Below are 14,899 nucleotides of genomic sequence, written 5' to 3' on the forward strand. Positions count from 1 at the left end.
CGCCCGCGGCGCTCGGCGCGGGCGAGGGATGCGGTCAGATCAGCGGCTTGCCGCCCGTGACCGCCACGGTGGCGCCCGAGACGTAGCTCGCCTCCTCGGCCGCCAGCATGACGTAGACCGGCGCCAGTTCGAAGGGCTGGGCCGGCCGCTGTATCGGCACCTGCCTGCCGAAATTCTCGACCTTCTCCGGAGGCATCGTCGAGGGGATCAGCGGCGTCCAGACCGGACCCGGCGCGACGCAGTTCACGCGGATGCCCTTCTCGGCCAGCAACTGCGCCAAGCCGCCGGTGAAGTTCTGGATCGCGCCCTTCGTGGTGGCGTAGGCGAGAAGCTGCGGGCTCGGCGTATCGGCGTTGATCGAGGTCGTGTTGATGATGGCGCTGCCCGGCCGCATGTGCGGCATCGCCGCCTTGGTCAGGTAGAACATCGCGTGGATGTTGGTGCGGAAGGTGACGTCCCATTCCTCGTCGCTGATCTCCTCGGGCGACTGGAAGGTGGCTTGGTGGGCGGCGTTGTTGACGAGGATGTCCAGCCCGCCGAAGGCCGCCACCGCCTTCTCGACGATGGCGCGGCAATGGGCCGGGTCCTTGATGTCGCCCGGCACCAGTACGGCCTTGCGCCCGGCCTCCTCGACGAGGCGGCCGGCCTCGCGCGCGTCGTCGTGCTCGTCGTAGTAGCTGATCAGCACGTCCGCGCCCTCGCGCGCGAAGGCCAGCGCCACCGCCTTGCCGATGCCGCTGTCGCCGCCGGTGATGATCGCCTTGCGGCCGGCGAGGCGCCCCGTGCCGCGGTAGTGCGTCTCGCCGTAATCGGGCCGCGGATCCATCTCCGAATCCCGGCCCGGCATGGGGATCTGCTTCTGGCGGCTGAAGGGCGGCTTGGGGAAATCCGGCTTGGGCAAATCCGGCATGGCGGTGGCTCCTGGACGCAGGACAGGGACCGGTCGCGCGCCGAGCCGCGACCGGGAGGATCACCCGGAAGGATGAGTGGGCCGTGTCAGAAACGGCCGCTGTTCGGCCGGCAGCGCCCGTCCGCGATCTTGAAGTTCGGCGGATCGCACGGGACCATGTCGGCCGGGCACCATTTCTGGCAGACGCGGGGGCCGTACCCGTCGGGCTGCACCGCGTAGGCGCCGGGCGGCGCCGCGCGCACGCTGCCGGTCACCTCCGGCCCGTCGTCGAAGAACGGAAGGGGTTGCGCCGAGGCCGGAGCGGCCAGGAATAGCGGGGCCAGCACGAGGCCGAGCGCGCGCATCGAACGATCTCCCAGATGTGGCATCCGTCGCGCGGCTCCGGTCCCGGGAGGGCCCGTGCGCGACGCCTGACCAACGGTCCCGTGCGAAAGCTGTTCCGCGCCCCGTCCGCGCCCCGGGCCGGCGCGCGTCAGCGCCGCGGCCGCAGGCTCGCCAGATCGTCGTGGTGGAGCAGCAGCACGCCGGTCGCGCCCGCCAGCTTGCGCGCCGCCGGGGTGAAGCCCGCGTTCGAGACCACGGCGGCCCGGTCGGCGTTCCAGTAGCTGCGGGCGGCGACCACCTCCTGCACCGCGGCATTGCCCACCGGCTTCGCGTAGCGCTTGCACTGCAGGACGAGGCGCAGGCCGTCCCACTCGGCGATCACGTCGGCCCCCTGGTCCCCGGCCGCCCGGGTCGCGCGGGCCTGCCAGCCGGCGCGCTCCAGCAGTGCGGCGCAGAACCGCTCGTAGGCGATCCCGTCCTCCGGCCACGCCTCCGCCGCGTCCGCTTCCTCCGCGAGCGAGGCCGCCTCGACGATCGCCAGGATTTCTTCGCGGCGGGCCTCGGCGAGGTCGCCGTAGCCCTCGGCGTCGAGCCGGGGCCGCAGGGTGCGGGCCACGAAGTAGTCCCGCTCGCGCAGCCAGCCGTCGAGGATCACGTTGTCGTAGGGATCGACATAGGTCTCCTGGCGCCGCCGCAGGGCGAGTGTTTCGCCGTGCGGCGCCACCAGCCGGCGCACCCGCCGCCGGAAGCGGCCCCCGCGTCCGAGCCGATGCGCCAGCACGGCGGCGACGACCAGGGCCGTGACCACGAGTGCCGGACGCCCGAACCACAGGCTCGCCGCCCCGCCCGCCACCACGGGCCAGAACAGCAGATCGGCGATGCTGCGCGGCGCGGCCATGCCTTCCTCCTCAATGCCTCCCTCCTCACGCCGGCACCCTGGCAGCGGGCGCTTGCCCGCGGGCTAACCGGGCGCGGACGGGGCGCGGCGTCCACAGGCGTCTTGTGCCGGCCTCCCGGCCGGAACGCGGCCGGGGGCGGGGCCGATCAGCGCAAGGGCGGCGCGGCGCTTGCACCCGGGCCGTCACTCGGCCGATGCTCGGCCGGCCGGCCCTTGCGCATCATTCGCCGAAGCGGTCCTCGGTTCGGTTGAGAAGAGGATGTGACATCAAGGAGATCCGGGCGGATCGACGGGGCGTGGCCGCGCCGATCCCCTGGGTCCGGCGCGCGGGAGTTCGCCGATGAGGCCTTGGGTTGCCGCCGTTCTCGCCTGCCTGCTCTGCGTCACCAGCAGTCGCGGCGCCGAACCCCCCACGGAGGTGGACGTCGCCCTGGTGCTCGCCGTGGATGTCTCCTTGTCGATGACCGCCGACGAGCAGTTCATCCAGCGCAGCGGCTACGTCGAGGCGTTCCGCTCCGCCGTGGTGCATCAGGCCGTGCGCCAGGGGCTCCTCGGCCGCATCGCCGTCACCTACGTCGAGTGGGCCGGCGTGGGCAACCAGCGCGTGGTGGTGCCCTGGACGCTGATCGCCGGGCGGGAGGAGGCTCTCGCCTTCGCGGACCTGCTGTCGCAGAGCCCGCCGCGGCGCTCGACCTGGACCTCGATCGCCAGCGCCATCGATTTCTCGGTGGGCCTGTTCGCCAATGCCGGGCTGGAGCCCCTGCGGCGGGTCATCGACGTCTCGGGCGACGGTCCGAACAACCAGGGGCGCCCGGTGACCCGCGCGCGCGACGACGCGGTGGCGCAGGGCATCGTGATCAACGGCCTGCCGCTGATGATCCGCGAGCCGAGCGGTCCCTGGGACATCAAGGACCTCGATCTCTACTACCGGGACTGCGTGATCGGCGGGAACGGCAGCTTCATGGTGCCGGTGCGCGAGCGCGAGCAGTTCGCGGACGCCATCCGCACCAAGATCGTGCGCGAGGTGGCGGGCCAGCCCGAGCCGCCCCGGGTGCAGCGCATCCAGGCCGGGCCGCGGGCGAACTGCCTCGTCGGGGACCGGCCGAGTCCCGAATGGGACTGATATCCTAGAGGGGCCGGCCGCCAGGGCGGCCGGCCGACGAGGCCCGCTACTCGGCCGCCCGGGCGGCCTGCCCCTTGCGGCTGACCGGATAGGACTTCCGCCGCTGCTGCCCGAGGCCCATCGTCTTGGCCAGCTCAGAGCGGGCCGCCGCATAGTTCGGCGCCACCATCGGATAATCCGGCGGCAGATTCCACCGCGACCGGTACTGCTCGGGGCTGAGGCCGTAACGCGAGCGGAGATGCCGCTTGAGCGATTTGAACTTCTTGCCGTCTTCCAGGCAGATGAGAAATTCCGGAGTGATCGAGCGCTTGATCGGCACCGCCGGCGAGAGGGCGGCCGGCTTCTCCTCGGCCGTCGCCTTCCCCAGCCCGCCCAGGGCCGTGTGAACCATGGCGATCAGACCGGGCAGTTCCGCCACCGGAACCGAGTTCTTACTCACGAAAGCGGACACGATGTCGGCCGCCAGCTCGATGTGGTCCGTCGAAGCTGTACTCTCACTCATCCTGCCTGCCCTCATTGCGCCGGGGAACCTGCAAACGTCGAGACATTCCGGCCGCATGAGTCAGGTGAGCCGGGGCAGGTTTGCCTACTGCCGGCTTTACCAAATATTGCGTTCAAGCCCTTCGTGCAAGAGGAAAACAAAATCCCCACGGTCTTCACTTGCAACCGTGGGGTTCGTGTCGCTTTCGCGGCTCACGGTTGTAAATTACGTCACAGACGGTCACTCGGCATAACCCTTGGGAGGGGCTCCGAGGCGCTGCATTCCGTTTCTTGGCGGAGTTCTAGGTAGAAAAGTACTGGTATTGCTGAACGCAGCGAGAGCCTGCCCGGCGGCCGGGTCGAATGCGAAGGCTCTGAATGCAGGGCTCGTGCGTTGGGAGTGACGACCGACGCGCGGCGTGTCGCCGCAGATCGGCCTGACGCAACTTAGACGGGCGCTAAGGAACCGTCAAAGGTCCGAATGCCGGATCAGGCCGCGGCGATGATACGACCGTAAGCCGCGATGATCGCATCGGCGTCGGCCTCGCTCAGGTCCGCGAGAATGACGGAATCGCCGATCACGAGCGTGCACCGCCCGTCCTCGCTCGTCTGCTTGCGGATGGGAGGCATGTCCGGCCCTCGCTCCGAACAAGGAACGGCGGCGCGTCGCGACCGGTTCCTGGCTCCGGCCACGGCAGGCCTGTCCGGAGAAAATTCCTCGACAAGGATGGCGCGGGAACCCCTCTCCCGTGCGGGCTTGCGGGTTCACACGTCGGGTCGTGCAGGTTCTCCTCTCCCCGCGTGTGGGGAGAGGAGATCCCGCGCCTCATTCGGCGATGTGTGAATAGGCTAGCCCGCACGGGAGAGGGGTTCCCCGCGCCATCCTTGTCGAGGCATTTTCCCCGGACAGCCATGCGGCCTCGGAGACGGGGATCCGCCCGCCGCGATGGGACCTCAGCCCGCCGCGCGCTCCAGGGCGACCACCGACAGCGCCTGGTCGCGCCCGCGCACCGCGTGGCGGCCGAGGGGACGCGCCCGGATGCCCTCGGGCAGCCGGGGCAGCCGGTCGAGGAGGTCGGCGGAGATCAGGACCGGCGTGTCGAGCGTCCGGCACAGCGTCTCGATCCTGGCGGTCACGTTCACGGCATCGCCGAAATACGCGATCTTGTGCCGGTCGACCCCGACCTCGGCGGTGACGACGGAGCCGCCGTGGAGCGCCGCGCGGATCTCCGGCACCGTGCCGAACTGCTCGCGCCAGGACGCCGCCTCGCGCGCGAGCGTGTCGCGGATCGCGAACACGCAGGCCACGCAGCGCGCGTCCTGCAGCCCGCGGCCCATCGGCCACGTGATCATTGCCATGTCGCCCACGAAATCGTCCGTCGAGCCCTGGCAGCGCCGCACCGGCTCGGCGAGGGCGGCGAACACGGCGCCGAGATAGGCCTGGGCCTTGAGGGCGCCGTAGGTCTCCGCGTAGGCGGTGGAGCCGACCACGTCCACGAACAGGAAGATGCGCTGCTCCTCGACCGGCTTGTGGTAGCGCCCGATCATCAGGTTGACGAAGACCTCAGCCCCGATGAGGTCGCGCATCCGCACCACGAAGACGAGCAGCGCCGAGACGGCCAGCGCGTAGACGAGAACCCGGAGCGAGGGCACGACCGCGTCGGCGAAGCGGTCCTGGCTCAGCCCGGTGCTCCAGACCACGAGGCCGCCGAGCCCGTGGCCGAGCGCGATCATCCCCACATAGGCGAGTTCGGCCACCGGCACGTACAGGAAGGTCGGCAGGCGCCGGAAGCGCGACTGGAGGCGCGGCATCAGCACCCCGCGCTCCAGCGTGAGGGCGCAGGCCCCGGTGCAAAAACCGTAGATCGCCGCGACGAGCGGGATCCCGTTGTTGAAGAGGGTGTCGTAGAGAACCCCCGCGCCGGCGCTGAGCGCCAGGATGGCGACCCAGAACCACGCGTGCTGCGGGATGACCGTCAGCGGGGCACTCCGGAGCGGTGCCCGCGCGGTCCGGCCCGGCTGCGGGTCGGTCGGGGTGCGGGGAAGCGGGGCGGCGCCGGGCACGGGACGGAGCCCTCCAGTACGGGTCGGACCCGCGCGTAGGACCCGATTGGGGCTCTTTTCAGGGCGCTCCGGCATCACCCGGACGATCGGAGCCGTCGTTCGCCGAGACCATCCCGCGCCGGTCCGGCGATTCAGGAACCGTTTTCGCCGCGGCCGCGTTTGAGGCGCAACCTACGCTCAAGCCAGGAGGCTTCCATGCGCATCCTCACCCTCGCCGCCCTCGCGACCCTCGCCTGCGCGCCCGCCTTCGCCCAGGACGTGATCATCCGCCGCGACGCGCCGGTCGAGCGCGAGCGCTCCACAGTGATCGAGAAGCGCTCGGTCGACACCACCGGCTCGGTGGGCGACTGCGAGACCAAGACCGTGCGCAAGACCAACGAGTTCGGCGACACCAAGACGGTCCGCAGCGAGCGCTGCGACTGACACGAGGGAGAGGCGGGCCGCCGGGCCCGCCCTCCGCTCACCGGAGAAGACGCCCCAGGGCCTTGCCGGCCGGCGTCCGCATCTCCTTCGCGTCGAGCGTGCCGTCGTTGTCGGGATCGGCGCGCTTGAAGCGGGCCTCCACCAGGGCGAGGTACTCGTCCTTCGTGAGCGTCCCGTCGCTGTCCGGATCCGCCGCCTTGAGGTCGCGCGCGCTCGCCCGGCCGCGCAGTTCCCGGGCATCGAGGGTGCCGTCCGCATCCTTCTCCAGCCGGTCGAAGACCGCCGCGGCCGCAGCCTTGGCCTCGGGGAGGTCGATCGTGCCGTCGGCGTCGGTGTCCACCGCCTTGATGACGGCGTCGCGGGGCGCCGGTTTGGCCTGGGCGGCGAACGGCACGGCCGTCGCGAGCGCGCCGAGCAGAACGATGTGGCGGGTCGTGAGCATCGAAGACATCCTCCGCGCCGGCGCCGCTGGACGAGCCGTCGAGGCCGCGGCCCGGCATCCGGCCAATGCCTGCCTGACGTAGGGGCGTCCCGGCGCGCGGCCAGATCTCGGCACACGAGAAATCCGCTCGCGCCGACCGATCCGGACTCAGCCGTCCGTGCGCTCCGCCAGCACCTTGTCGACCCGACGCCCATCCATGTCGACGACTTCGAAGCGCCAGCCGTGCCACTGGAAGTGGTCGCCCGAGGTCGGGATGCGGCCGAGTTCCGAGATCACGAAGCCCGCCAGCGTGGAAAAATCGTCCGTGTCCGGCCGCTCGCCCAGGCCGAGGCGGTCGAACGCCTCCACCACCGGCATCATCCCGTCGATGAGCAGCGAGCCGTCGCTGCGCTCGACCACCATCGGCTCCTCGTCCTCGGTGTCCGGGATGTCGCCCGCGATCGCTTCGAGCAGGTCGGTCTGGGTGACGATGCCTTCGAGGTCGCCGTACTCGTCCACCACGATGGCCATCCGCACCGGCTTGGCCTTGAAGGTCTCCAGCACCCGCAGGATCGGCATGCCCTCGTGGACCACGATCGGCTCGCGGATGAGGGCATTCACCTCGATCGGCGCGCCGTCGAGGAGCTGGTTGAGGACGTCCTGCTTGCGCAGCACGCCGATGATCTCGTGGATCTCGCCCCGGCTCGCCACCAAGCCCTCGTGGCGGCAGGCCCGGATGGTCTCGAGGATCACCTCGCGGGAATCCTCGACGTCGATCCAGTCGACCTCGTGGCGCGGAGTCATGATGTCCCGGATCCGGCGCTTGCCGATGCCGAAGATGCGGGACACCGCCTCCTGCTGCGATTCCCGGATCAGGCCCGCCTCCTGGCTCGCCGCGACGAGGAGCGTGAGTTCGGCCGGCGAGTGGAGGCTGTCCTCGCCCGAGCCCGGCTGGAGCCCGCAGGCGCGCAGGACCGCGTTGCCGAGGCCGTTGAGGAACAGGATGGCGGGCCGGAAGACCAAGAGGAAGACGCGCAGCGGACGCACCACCGCCAGCGCCGTGCGCTCGCTGCGCTGGAGCGCGAGGCTCTTGGGCGCGAGTTCGCCCAGCACGATGTGCAGGGAGGTGATGACCACGAAGGCGATGACCACCGCGATGGCGTGGGCGCCGGTGCGGCCCAGCGGCTCCGGCAGCCACGCGAGCAGGGGTTCGATCAGGTGGGCCAGCGCCGGCTCGCCGACCCAGCCCAGCGCGAGGGACGAGATGGTGATGCCGAGCTGCGTCGCCGCGAGATGCGCGTCGAGATGGTCGGTGGCCTGCTGCAGCGTGGCGGCGTTCGTGCGCCGCTCGGTCACCAGTTCCTGAACCCGGCTGCGCCGCACCGCCACGAGGGCGAATTCGGCCGCGACGAAGAACCCGTTCGCGAAGACCAGGAACACGACGGCGAACAAGCCGAGGCCTGTTCCCCAAGGACTGTCGGAAAAAATCACCGCCTCCCGTGGCGCGTCGCGGCGGCAGGCTCAGCCCGCGCCGCGGCTCCTGTCATAGCCCGTCTGCGGCCGGCAGGGCTATCCGCCCGGCGGCATTTCCGCAGCGTCCGCGGGCCGGGACGGGGGCGCCGCCGCGGCCCGCCCGCCCTGGCGCGGGTCAGAGCACGACGGATTCGTTGAAGGTCTCGGGCCGGAACGGGAGCTTGAAGGTGACCGCGATGCCGCCGTCGAGGTGGCGCACCACCGTGGCGAAGCGCTTGCCGACCGTCACGGTGGCCCCGAGATCGGGGCGGGCCGCGACCGCCAGCGCCGCGCCGGTCATCGACAGGTCGATGAGCCGGCCGGACATCACGCCGCCGTCCGGGAGCCGGACCCGCACGGCGGTCTCCGCCGGCACGATGCGGGTGTCGCTGCGCTGCTCGGCCATGCCGCTGGCGCGCGCCGCGTGCCAGTCGAGCCGCGCCGCGATGCGCGCCCGCCGCTCGGCGCCGACCGTGATGGCGACGGAGAAGCCGGACGGCGTCACGCCGGTGATCACCCCCGACAGGACGCCGATGTTGTCGAGGTAGATCGTCACCGAATCGCCCGGCAGCCCCTGCACCGCCGTGACGAGTTCGGCGTGATCGGGCGAGAGGGTGCGCGTCTCGCAGGCGTGCTCCGCGCCGTTCGGGAGGAGAAAGCGTCCGACGACGCGCAGCGCGGTCGCGCGCGAATCGGACCGCCGGGTCGATGCCGAACCCTCTCTCGACTGTTGCATCAAGCTCTTCCTGCACTCGCCCGGCATGTGCTCGCGGAGGCGGGTCGCGCGAGTTCCGAGCCGCGCGAGCTTGGCGCCGCCAGGGTTGCCCGGCCCTTAATGCGACGCGACAATCCGTCGAATTCGGCGCGCCGAAGGGGTCTGTCGCGGCCTTCCGCTCGGGAAGCCTCACGTGGATGGCCAAGGCACCCGTCCCGGGTCGGGCCCATCTCCTGGCCGGCCGCTTCTGCAACGGCAGGAAGCGCTCATCGCCGGATGACGAAAAATGTTCACCATCACGTGGTGTGGTGAGGCGACTCAGGCCCGGTCCCACCGGGCTCCCGCGGCATCGCACCCCCACGGCCAGCCCAGACACGCGCCGATGACGCTCGATGCCTCGACCCTGATGGCCGTGACGGTCTTCGTCGCCCTGATCGTCGGGATCCTGTTCCTGCTGTCGTGGAGCCAGGCGCGGCGCATGCGCGCCCTGGCGATCCTGGGCGTGGCCCACCTCCTCGGGGCCGCGGCCTCCGCGCTGCTCTGCGGGCGCGGGGTGATCCCGGACGTCCTGTCGATCGGCGCCGCCAACGCGATGATGCTCGGGGCCTACGGGCTGATCTGGTGCGGGGCGCGCAGCTTCGCGGGCCGGCGCACGCCCCCGGCCTGGCTGCTCGCCGGTCCGCTCGCCTGGCTGACGGCCTGCGCGGTGCCGGCCTTCTACGCCTCGATCGACGCCCGGGTGATCCTCGCATCGAGCCTCGGCGCCTTCTACTGCGCCGCCGCCGCGGCCGAGATCTGGCGCGGGCGGAAGGCGGAGCCCCTGGTCTCCCGCTACCCGGCCGCGCTGCTCCTCGCGAGCGAGGCGCTGCTCTACGCGGTGCGGGTGCCCGTCACGCTCGCCTTCCCGCTGCCGCGCGACGTGCCGCCCGCCGCGACGCCGTGGGTGGCGATCCTGTGCTTCGCCGCCCTGCTCTACACGGTGGCGATCGCCTTCCTGTTCATGGCGCTCGCCAAGGAGCGGCTGGAGCGCGAGCAGCGCCTCGCGGCCCAGACCGATCCGCTCACCGGCATCGCCAACCGCCGCGCCTTCGAGGCGCAGGCCGCGGCATTGCTGGCCCGCGGGCCGGCCACGCTGCTCCTGTTCGACATCGACCACTTCAAGCGCGTCAACGACACCTACGGCCACGGGGTCGGGGACGCGGTGCTGGTCGGCTTCTGCGCCGTCGTGCGGGCGCTGCTGCCTGCGGACGCCCCGTTCGGGCGCGTCGGCGGCGAGGAATTCGCCTGCTTGCTGCCGGGATCGATCGCGGCGGGGCCCTTCGCCCGCACCGTCCTACGGGCGGTCGCCGGGATGCGGGCCGAGAGCGTGGCGGGGCTCGCCGTGACGGTCAGCATCGGCGGCAGCACCGGGGCGGCCCTCGACGACCTGCTGGCGCGGGCCGACCGGGCGCTCTACCGGGCCAAGGCGCTCGGGCGCGACCGCGTCGTCTTCGCGGAGGCCATCTCGGCGCGGGAGCGGGCGGCCTGAGCGGTCAGGGCCGGCGGATCAGGTCGGCCACCGCCGCTTCCTCGGCGGGCGACAGGGCGGCGGGCGCGGGCGGGCGGCGGCGGCGCGCGCCGCGCCAGAGGGCGAACCCGCCGAGGAGGAGCGCGAGCAGCGGCGTCAGCCACAGCAGCGCCGTGTGCCACGCCAGCACCGGGCGCAGCAGCACGAACTCGCCGTAGCGGCGCACCACGTAATCCACCACCGCCTTGTCGTCGTCGCCCTGGCGCAGGCGCTCGCGCACGATCAGCCGCAGATCGCGGGCGAGGGGAGCGTCGGAATCGTCGATCGACTGGTTCTGGCAGACGAGGCAGCGCAGGCCCGCCGAGATGTCGCGCGCACGGGCTTCGAGCTTGGGGTCGGGCAGCACCTCGCCGGGCTGCACCGCGCGGGCGGTCGGCGAGACCAGAAGACTTAGGGCGAGAAGAGCGAGGCCCAGGCCCCGCCGGGCTGCGGTGCGAGGCATGCCGCTACTCCGCCGGGACGGCTTTGGGGAGGGCGGCCTCCCGCGCGCGGCGCGCGACCGGCGCGCCGACGCGGAAGCGCCGGTCGGTGAGCGAGAGCCCGCCGCCGAGGGCCATCACCACGGCGCCGATCCAGATCAGCAGCACCAGCGGCTTGTAGTAGAGCCGCAGGCCCAGCGACCCGTCGGGCTGGCTCTCGCCCACGCTGGCATAGACCTGGCTCACGCCGACGGTCAGCAGGCTCGCCTCGCTCACCGCCATGTTGCGGGTGCTGTAGAAGCGCCGGCCGGGTTCGAGGCTGCCGATCCGGGTCCGGTCGCGGTCGCGGATCGTCAGCTGCGCCACGGTCTCGGTGTAGTTCGGGCCGGTGCGGGGCACGACGCCGTCGAGCGTCGCCGTGTAGGGACCGGCGGTCAGGCTCCCGCCCCGCGGCACGGTGGCGAGGGATTCGACGCTCCAGGCCTGGGCGGCGATGCCGATCACCGTGAGGCCGACGCCGGCATGCGCCAGCGCCGTGCCCCAGGCCGAGCGCGGCAGGCCCACGGCCCGGCGCACCGACAGGCCGAACGAGCGGCCCTTCGCCCGCGCGGCGATCTCCATGACCGCGCCGATCACCAGGTAGGCGCCGAGCCCGATGCCGAGCGGTGCCGCCACCGGCCCGCCCCAGGTGAGGGCGGCGAGCCCGAGCGCGACCGCGATCGCGACCCCGAAGGCCGCGAGCAGGCGCTGCACCGCCGCACGCAGGTCGCCGCGCTTCCAGGCCAGCGACTGCCCGAAGGGCACCAGCAGCAGGAGCGGGACGACGAGCGGCACGAAGGTGAGATTGAAGAACGGCGCGCCGACCGAGATCTTGTCTCCGGTGAGCGATTCCAGCACCAGCGGGTAGAGGGTCCCGACCAGCACCGTCGCGCAGGCCGCCGACAGGAAGAGGTTGTTGAGCACCAGCGCGCCCTCGCGCGAGATCGGCGCGAACAGGCCGCCCTGGCGCAGGGTCGGCGCCCGCCACGCGTAGAGCGCCAGCGACCCGCCGATGAACAGGATCAGGATGCCCAGGATGAAGGTGCCCCGGGTGGGGTCGGTGGCGAAGGTGTGGACGGAGGTCAGGACGCCCGAGCGCACCAGGAAGGTGCCGAGCAGCGAGAGCGAGAAGGTCAGGATGGCGAGCAGCACCGTCCAGACCTTCAGCGCGTCGCGCTTCTCCATCACCACCGTGGAATGGACGAGCGCCGTCCCGGCGAGCCAGGGCAGCAGCGAGGCGTTCTCGACCGGGTCCCAGAACCACCAGCCGCCCCAGCCGAGCTCGTAATAGGCCCAGTACGAGCCCATCGCGATGCCGACCGTGAGGAAGCACCACGCGATCAGCGTCCAGGGCCGCACCGCCCGCGCCCAGACGGCGTCGATGCGCCCCTCGATCAGGGCCGCGATGGCGAAGGCGAAGCTGATCGAGAATCCGACATAGCCGACGTAGAGGAGCGGCGGGTGGATCGCGAGGCCGGGATCCTGGAGGATCGGGTTGAGGTCGCGCCCCTCGAACGGCGCCGGGTTGAGGCGCGCGAAGGGGTTCGAGGTGGTCAGGATGAAGAGCAGGAAGACGAAGGTGATGGCGGCCTGCACGCCGAGGGTGTTGGCGCGCAGGGTTGCCGGCACCGCGTCGCGCGCGAGCGCCACGATCGCCCCGAACAGCGCCAGGATCAGGACCCAGAGCAGCATCGAGCCCTCGTGGTTCCCCCAGACGCCGGAGAACTTGTAGATCAGCGGCTTCAGCGCGTGGGAGTTCTCGAAGACGTTCTGGACCGAGAAATCCGACGTGACATGCGCATAGGTGAGTGCGCCGAACGCGAAAGCGATGCAGAGGAAGCTGGCCAGCGCCGCCGGTCCGGCGACGCTGCGCAGCACCGGGTCCCCGATCCGCGCCGCCCAGAACGGCATCACGGCCTGCGCCAGCGACAGGGCGAGCGCCAGCGCGAGCGCGTAGTGACCAGCCTCGATCAGCAAGGAAGCCGCCTCTCCGGTGTGCCGGGCCGAGAAAAGCCCTCAGTGATCCTAGTCCCCTTCGCAGGCCGCGCCGCGAAGACCTTCCGCCGCACGCCCGTGCGGCGGTTCAGCGCGTCGCCGTGTCCGTCCCGGACGCCGCCCTGGGGGCGGCTTGGGGCGCTTCTCCCGGCTTGCCGGCCTCCTTGGCGCCCTCCTGCCAGCGCCCCTGCGCCTTGAGGGCGTCCGCGACCTCGCGCGGCATGTAGGTCTCGTCGTGCTTGGCCAGCACCGTGTCGGCCCGGAAGACGCCGCCCGGCTCCAGCACGCCCTCCGTCACGACGCCCTGGCCCTCGCGGAAGAGGTCGGGCAGCAGGCCGCGGTAGCGCACCGGCACGGCGGCGGCGGTGTCGGTGATCGTGAAGCTCACCGTCTCGTTGGGGCCCCGCGAGACCGAACCCTCCTGCACGAGGCCGCCGAGGCGGAAGCGCACCCCCGGGGCGACCACGGCCTGCGCGACCTCGCTGGGGGAGCGGAAGAACACGATGGTGCCGCGCATCGCCCACAGGACGAGGCCGAGGGCGACGGCCAGCACGGCCCCGCAGACGCCGATGGTGACGAGACGCCGCCGCTTGCGCGTCATGGGTGAGCCTTCATGGGCGTGCCTCCCGGGCGGGCGCGGCCCGTCGCCGGAGGCGCTGCGGCGTCGCGGACATCGGATGCGTCTCCCGGCACGCTTGCGGATCCGCCCGTTGTGTAGAGCAGTTCGAGCCTGCGCGTAAGCGGTGCCGGCCCGGAACGCCCTGCGACATCAGGGGGATGCCGGCGCGGCAGTCAGTCCCAGGTCGCGCGCCACGGCGTCCACGGGCGCGGCCTTGTCGGCCAGCGCGGCACGGGCGCGGCGCAGGGCCTCCTCGGCCTTGTCGCGCTCGCCCATCACCCCGTAGGAGCGCACGAGCCGCGCCCACTCGTCGGGCGTGCCGCCCTTCTCGGACAGGCGCTGGTCGAGGCCCGCGATCATGCCGCGGATCGCCGTGCGCTGCTCCTCGCTCAGGGACGGGGCGGCCGAAGGCGCCGGTGCGCTGCCGCCGAGGCGCTGGATGCTGTCGCGCAGGACCGGCAGCCAGGGCGCGTCGGGCGGCGAGGCGGCGGCGAGCGCCGTGTAGCGCTCCAGCGCGAGGTCGCGCTTGCCGTCCTGCTCGGCGGCGCGGGCGAGGTAGAAGCGCGGCTTGACCGCCTCGGGGTCGAGGGCGAGCGCCCGCTCGAAGGCGCCGCGGGCCTTGTCCGAAACCATGCCGTCGCCCGCCGCCACCAGCGCCTCGCCGTAATCGGAGAGGCGGGGCGCGGTGTCGCCGAGGAGCCGCAGCGCCGATTCGTAGGCCTTGACCGCGTCGTCCATACGCCCGGCGCGCAGGTAGACCGGGGCCAGCACCTCCCAGCCGCGGCCGTCGTTCGGCTCCCGAGCGAGGTGGGTCTCGATCCGCGCCACGGCCGCCGAGAGATCGCCCGCGTCCTTCCGGGCGGCGGCGAGGCGCTGCGCCTGCGGCTGGGCGGGCAGGTCGGGCGAGCCGTAGAGGCCGTAGATCAGCAGGGCCAGCAGCGGCACCGTCGAGAGGGCGAAGGCGGAGGCCGCGCGGCGGTGGCGCAGGGCCGGCTCTCCGACCCGGGGCGGGGCGGCGCCCTCGGTGACGCGGCTGGCCCGCAGCAGGCGGCGCGCGGCCTCCGCCTTCGCGGCCTCCGCCTCCTGCGGGGCGAGGAGGCCCCGGGCGGCATCCCGCGCGATGTCGCGCAGCTGGTCCTCGTAGAACCCGGTCTCGGTAGCGAGCACGGCCTCCGCGCTCCCGTCCGGGGCCGACGGATGCGGCCGGCGCGACAGCGGCCACAGCAGCGCGAACACCGCCGCCCCGGTCATCAGCGCGAAGACAACCCAGATCGCCATCCGTTTCCTCGAAGTACCCTTCGCCGAGGCGGTGACCGGTCCGGCGGCAAACGGGATGGAGGGACGAGAGGCCGAGCAGAACGGCCCGAAGGCGGTTCGGCCAAGCACCTCG

Annotated in this window: 16 protein-coding genes; 3 read left to right on the plus strand and 13 right to left on the minus strand. The window is 72.2% G+C overall.

Going from position 1 to position 14,899, the window contains the following annotated elements:
- Window positions 1-34 precede the first annotated feature (34 nt).
- The 3 genes from ACKUB9_RS07040 to ACKUB9_RS07050 form a co-directional block, all read right to left on the minus strand.
- On the minus strand, window positions 35-910 hold the full coding sequence (locus ACKUB9_RS07040; protein ID WP_407519723.1) for an SDR family oxidoreductase: 876 nt from the start codon (window positions 908-910) through the stop codon (window positions 35-37).
- 86 nt (window positions 911-996) lie between these two features.
- The gene (locus tag ACKUB9_RS07045; protein ID WP_407519722.1) at window positions 997-1,254 is read right to left on the minus strand and encodes a hypothetical protein; all 258 of its coding nucleotides are present in this window, start codon (window positions 1,252-1,254) and stop codon (window positions 997-999) included.
- A 128-nt stretch (window positions 1,255-1,382) separates the two neighbouring features.
- A complete protein-coding gene (locus ACKUB9_RS07050) occupies window positions 1,383-2,132 on the minus strand; it encodes a restriction endonuclease (protein ID WP_407519721.1) in 750 nt (249 codons plus the stop codon).
- Between the two features lie 340 nt (window positions 2,133-2,472).
- Between ACKUB9_RS07050 and ACKUB9_RS07055 the strand changes: the two genes are divergently transcribed.
- Entirely contained in the window at window positions 2,473-3,255 is a 783-nt protein-coding gene (locus ACKUB9_RS07055; protein WP_407519720.1) for a DUF1194 domain-containing protein, read from the plus strand.
- Window positions 3,256-3,301: 46 nt separating this feature from the next.
- On the opposite strand, the gene ACKUB9_RS07060 is transcribed toward ACKUB9_RS07055, so the two are convergent.
- The 3 genes from ACKUB9_RS07060 to ACKUB9_RS07070 form a co-directional block, all read right to left on the minus strand.
- Entirely contained in the window at window positions 3,302-3,757 is a 456-nt protein-coding gene (locus ACKUB9_RS07060; protein WP_407519719.1) for a Ros/MucR family transcriptional regulator, read from the minus strand.
- A 467-nt stretch (window positions 3,758-4,224) separates the two neighbouring features.
- Complete coding sequence (locus tag ACKUB9_RS07065) at window positions 4,225-4,365, minus strand: hypothetical protein (protein WP_407519718.1); 141 nt, start codon at window positions 4,363-4,365, stop codon at window positions 4,225-4,227.
- 324 nt (window positions 4,366-4,689) lie between these two features.
- Entirely contained in the window at window positions 4,690-5,715 is a 1,026-nt protein-coding gene (locus tag ACKUB9_RS07070; RefSeq protein WP_407519803.1) for an adenylate/guanylate cyclase domain-containing protein, read from the minus strand.
- Between the two features lie 279 nt (window positions 5,716-5,994).
- Between ACKUB9_RS07070 and ACKUB9_RS07075 the strand changes: the two genes are divergently transcribed.
- Window positions 5,995-6,222, plus strand: a complete 228-nt coding sequence (locus tag ACKUB9_RS07075; RefSeq protein ID WP_407519717.1) for a hypothetical protein — start codon at window positions 5,995-5,997, stop codon at window positions 6,220-6,222.
- A gap of 37 nt (window positions 6,223-6,259) precedes the next feature.
- On the opposite strand, the gene lanM is transcribed toward ACKUB9_RS07075, so the two are convergent.
- The 3 genes from lanM to ACKUB9_RS07090 form a co-directional block, all read right to left on the minus strand.
- Window positions 6,260-6,664, minus strand: coding sequence for a lanmodulin LanM (lanM, locus tag ACKUB9_RS07080; RefSeq protein ID WP_407519716.1), 405 nt, complete (start codon window positions 6,662-6,664; stop codon window positions 6,260-6,262).
- A gap of 147 nt (window positions 6,665-6,811) precedes the next feature.
- Entirely contained in the window at window positions 6,812-8,134 is a 1,323-nt protein-coding gene (locus ACKUB9_RS07085; protein WP_407519714.1) for a hemolysin family protein, read from the minus strand.
- A gap of 157 nt (window positions 8,135-8,291) precedes the next feature.
- Window positions 8,292-8,891 (minus strand): PilZ domain-containing protein, encoded by a 600-nt coding sequence (locus ACKUB9_RS07090; protein ID WP_407519712.1) that lies wholly within the window; start codon window positions 8,889-8,891, stop codon window positions 8,292-8,294.
- A gap of 361 nt (window positions 8,892-9,252) precedes the next feature.
- Between ACKUB9_RS07090 and ACKUB9_RS07095 the strand changes: the two genes are divergently transcribed.
- The gene (locus tag ACKUB9_RS07095; protein WP_407519711.1) at window positions 9,253-10,398 is read left to right on the plus strand and encodes a GGDEF domain-containing protein; all 1,146 of its coding nucleotides are present in this window, start codon (window positions 9,253-9,255) and stop codon (window positions 10,396-10,398) included.
- A gap of 4 nt (window positions 10,399-10,402) precedes the next feature.
- Here ACKUB9_RS07095 and ACKUB9_RS07100 read toward each other — a convergent pair whose 3' ends face one another.
- From ACKUB9_RS07100 to ccmI, 4 genes are all read right to left on the minus strand, one after another.
- Complete coding sequence (locus ACKUB9_RS07100) at window positions 10,403-10,879, minus strand: cytochrome c-type biogenesis protein (RefSeq protein ID WP_407519710.1); 477 nt, start codon at window positions 10,877-10,879, stop codon at window positions 10,403-10,405.
- Window positions 10,880-10,883: 4 nt separating this feature from the next.
- On the minus strand, window positions 10,884-12,872 hold the full coding sequence (locus tag ACKUB9_RS07105) for a heme lyase CcmF/NrfE family subunit (RefSeq protein ID WP_407519709.1): 1,989 nt from the start codon (window positions 12,870-12,872) through the stop codon (window positions 10,884-10,886).
- A gap of 106 nt (window positions 12,873-12,978) precedes the next feature.
- Entirely contained in the window at window positions 12,979-13,491 is a 513-nt protein-coding gene (gene ccmE, locus ACKUB9_RS07110; RefSeq protein WP_407519708.1) for a cytochrome c maturation protein CcmE, read from the minus strand.
- A gap of 168 nt (window positions 13,492-13,659) precedes the next feature.
- On the minus strand, window positions 13,660-14,787 hold the full coding sequence (gene ccmI, locus ACKUB9_RS07115) for a c-type cytochrome biogenesis protein CcmI (RefSeq protein WP_407519707.1): 1,128 nt from the start codon (window positions 14,785-14,787) through the stop codon (window positions 13,660-13,662).
- Between the last annotated feature and the right edge of the window lie 112 nt (window positions 14,788-14,899).

The sequence above is a fragment of the Methylobacterium oryzisoli genome, from assembly GCF_046557895.1.
Lineage (GTDB): Bacteria > Pseudomonadota > Alphaproteobacteria > Rhizobiales > Beijerinckiaceae > Methylobacterium > Methylobacterium oryzisoli.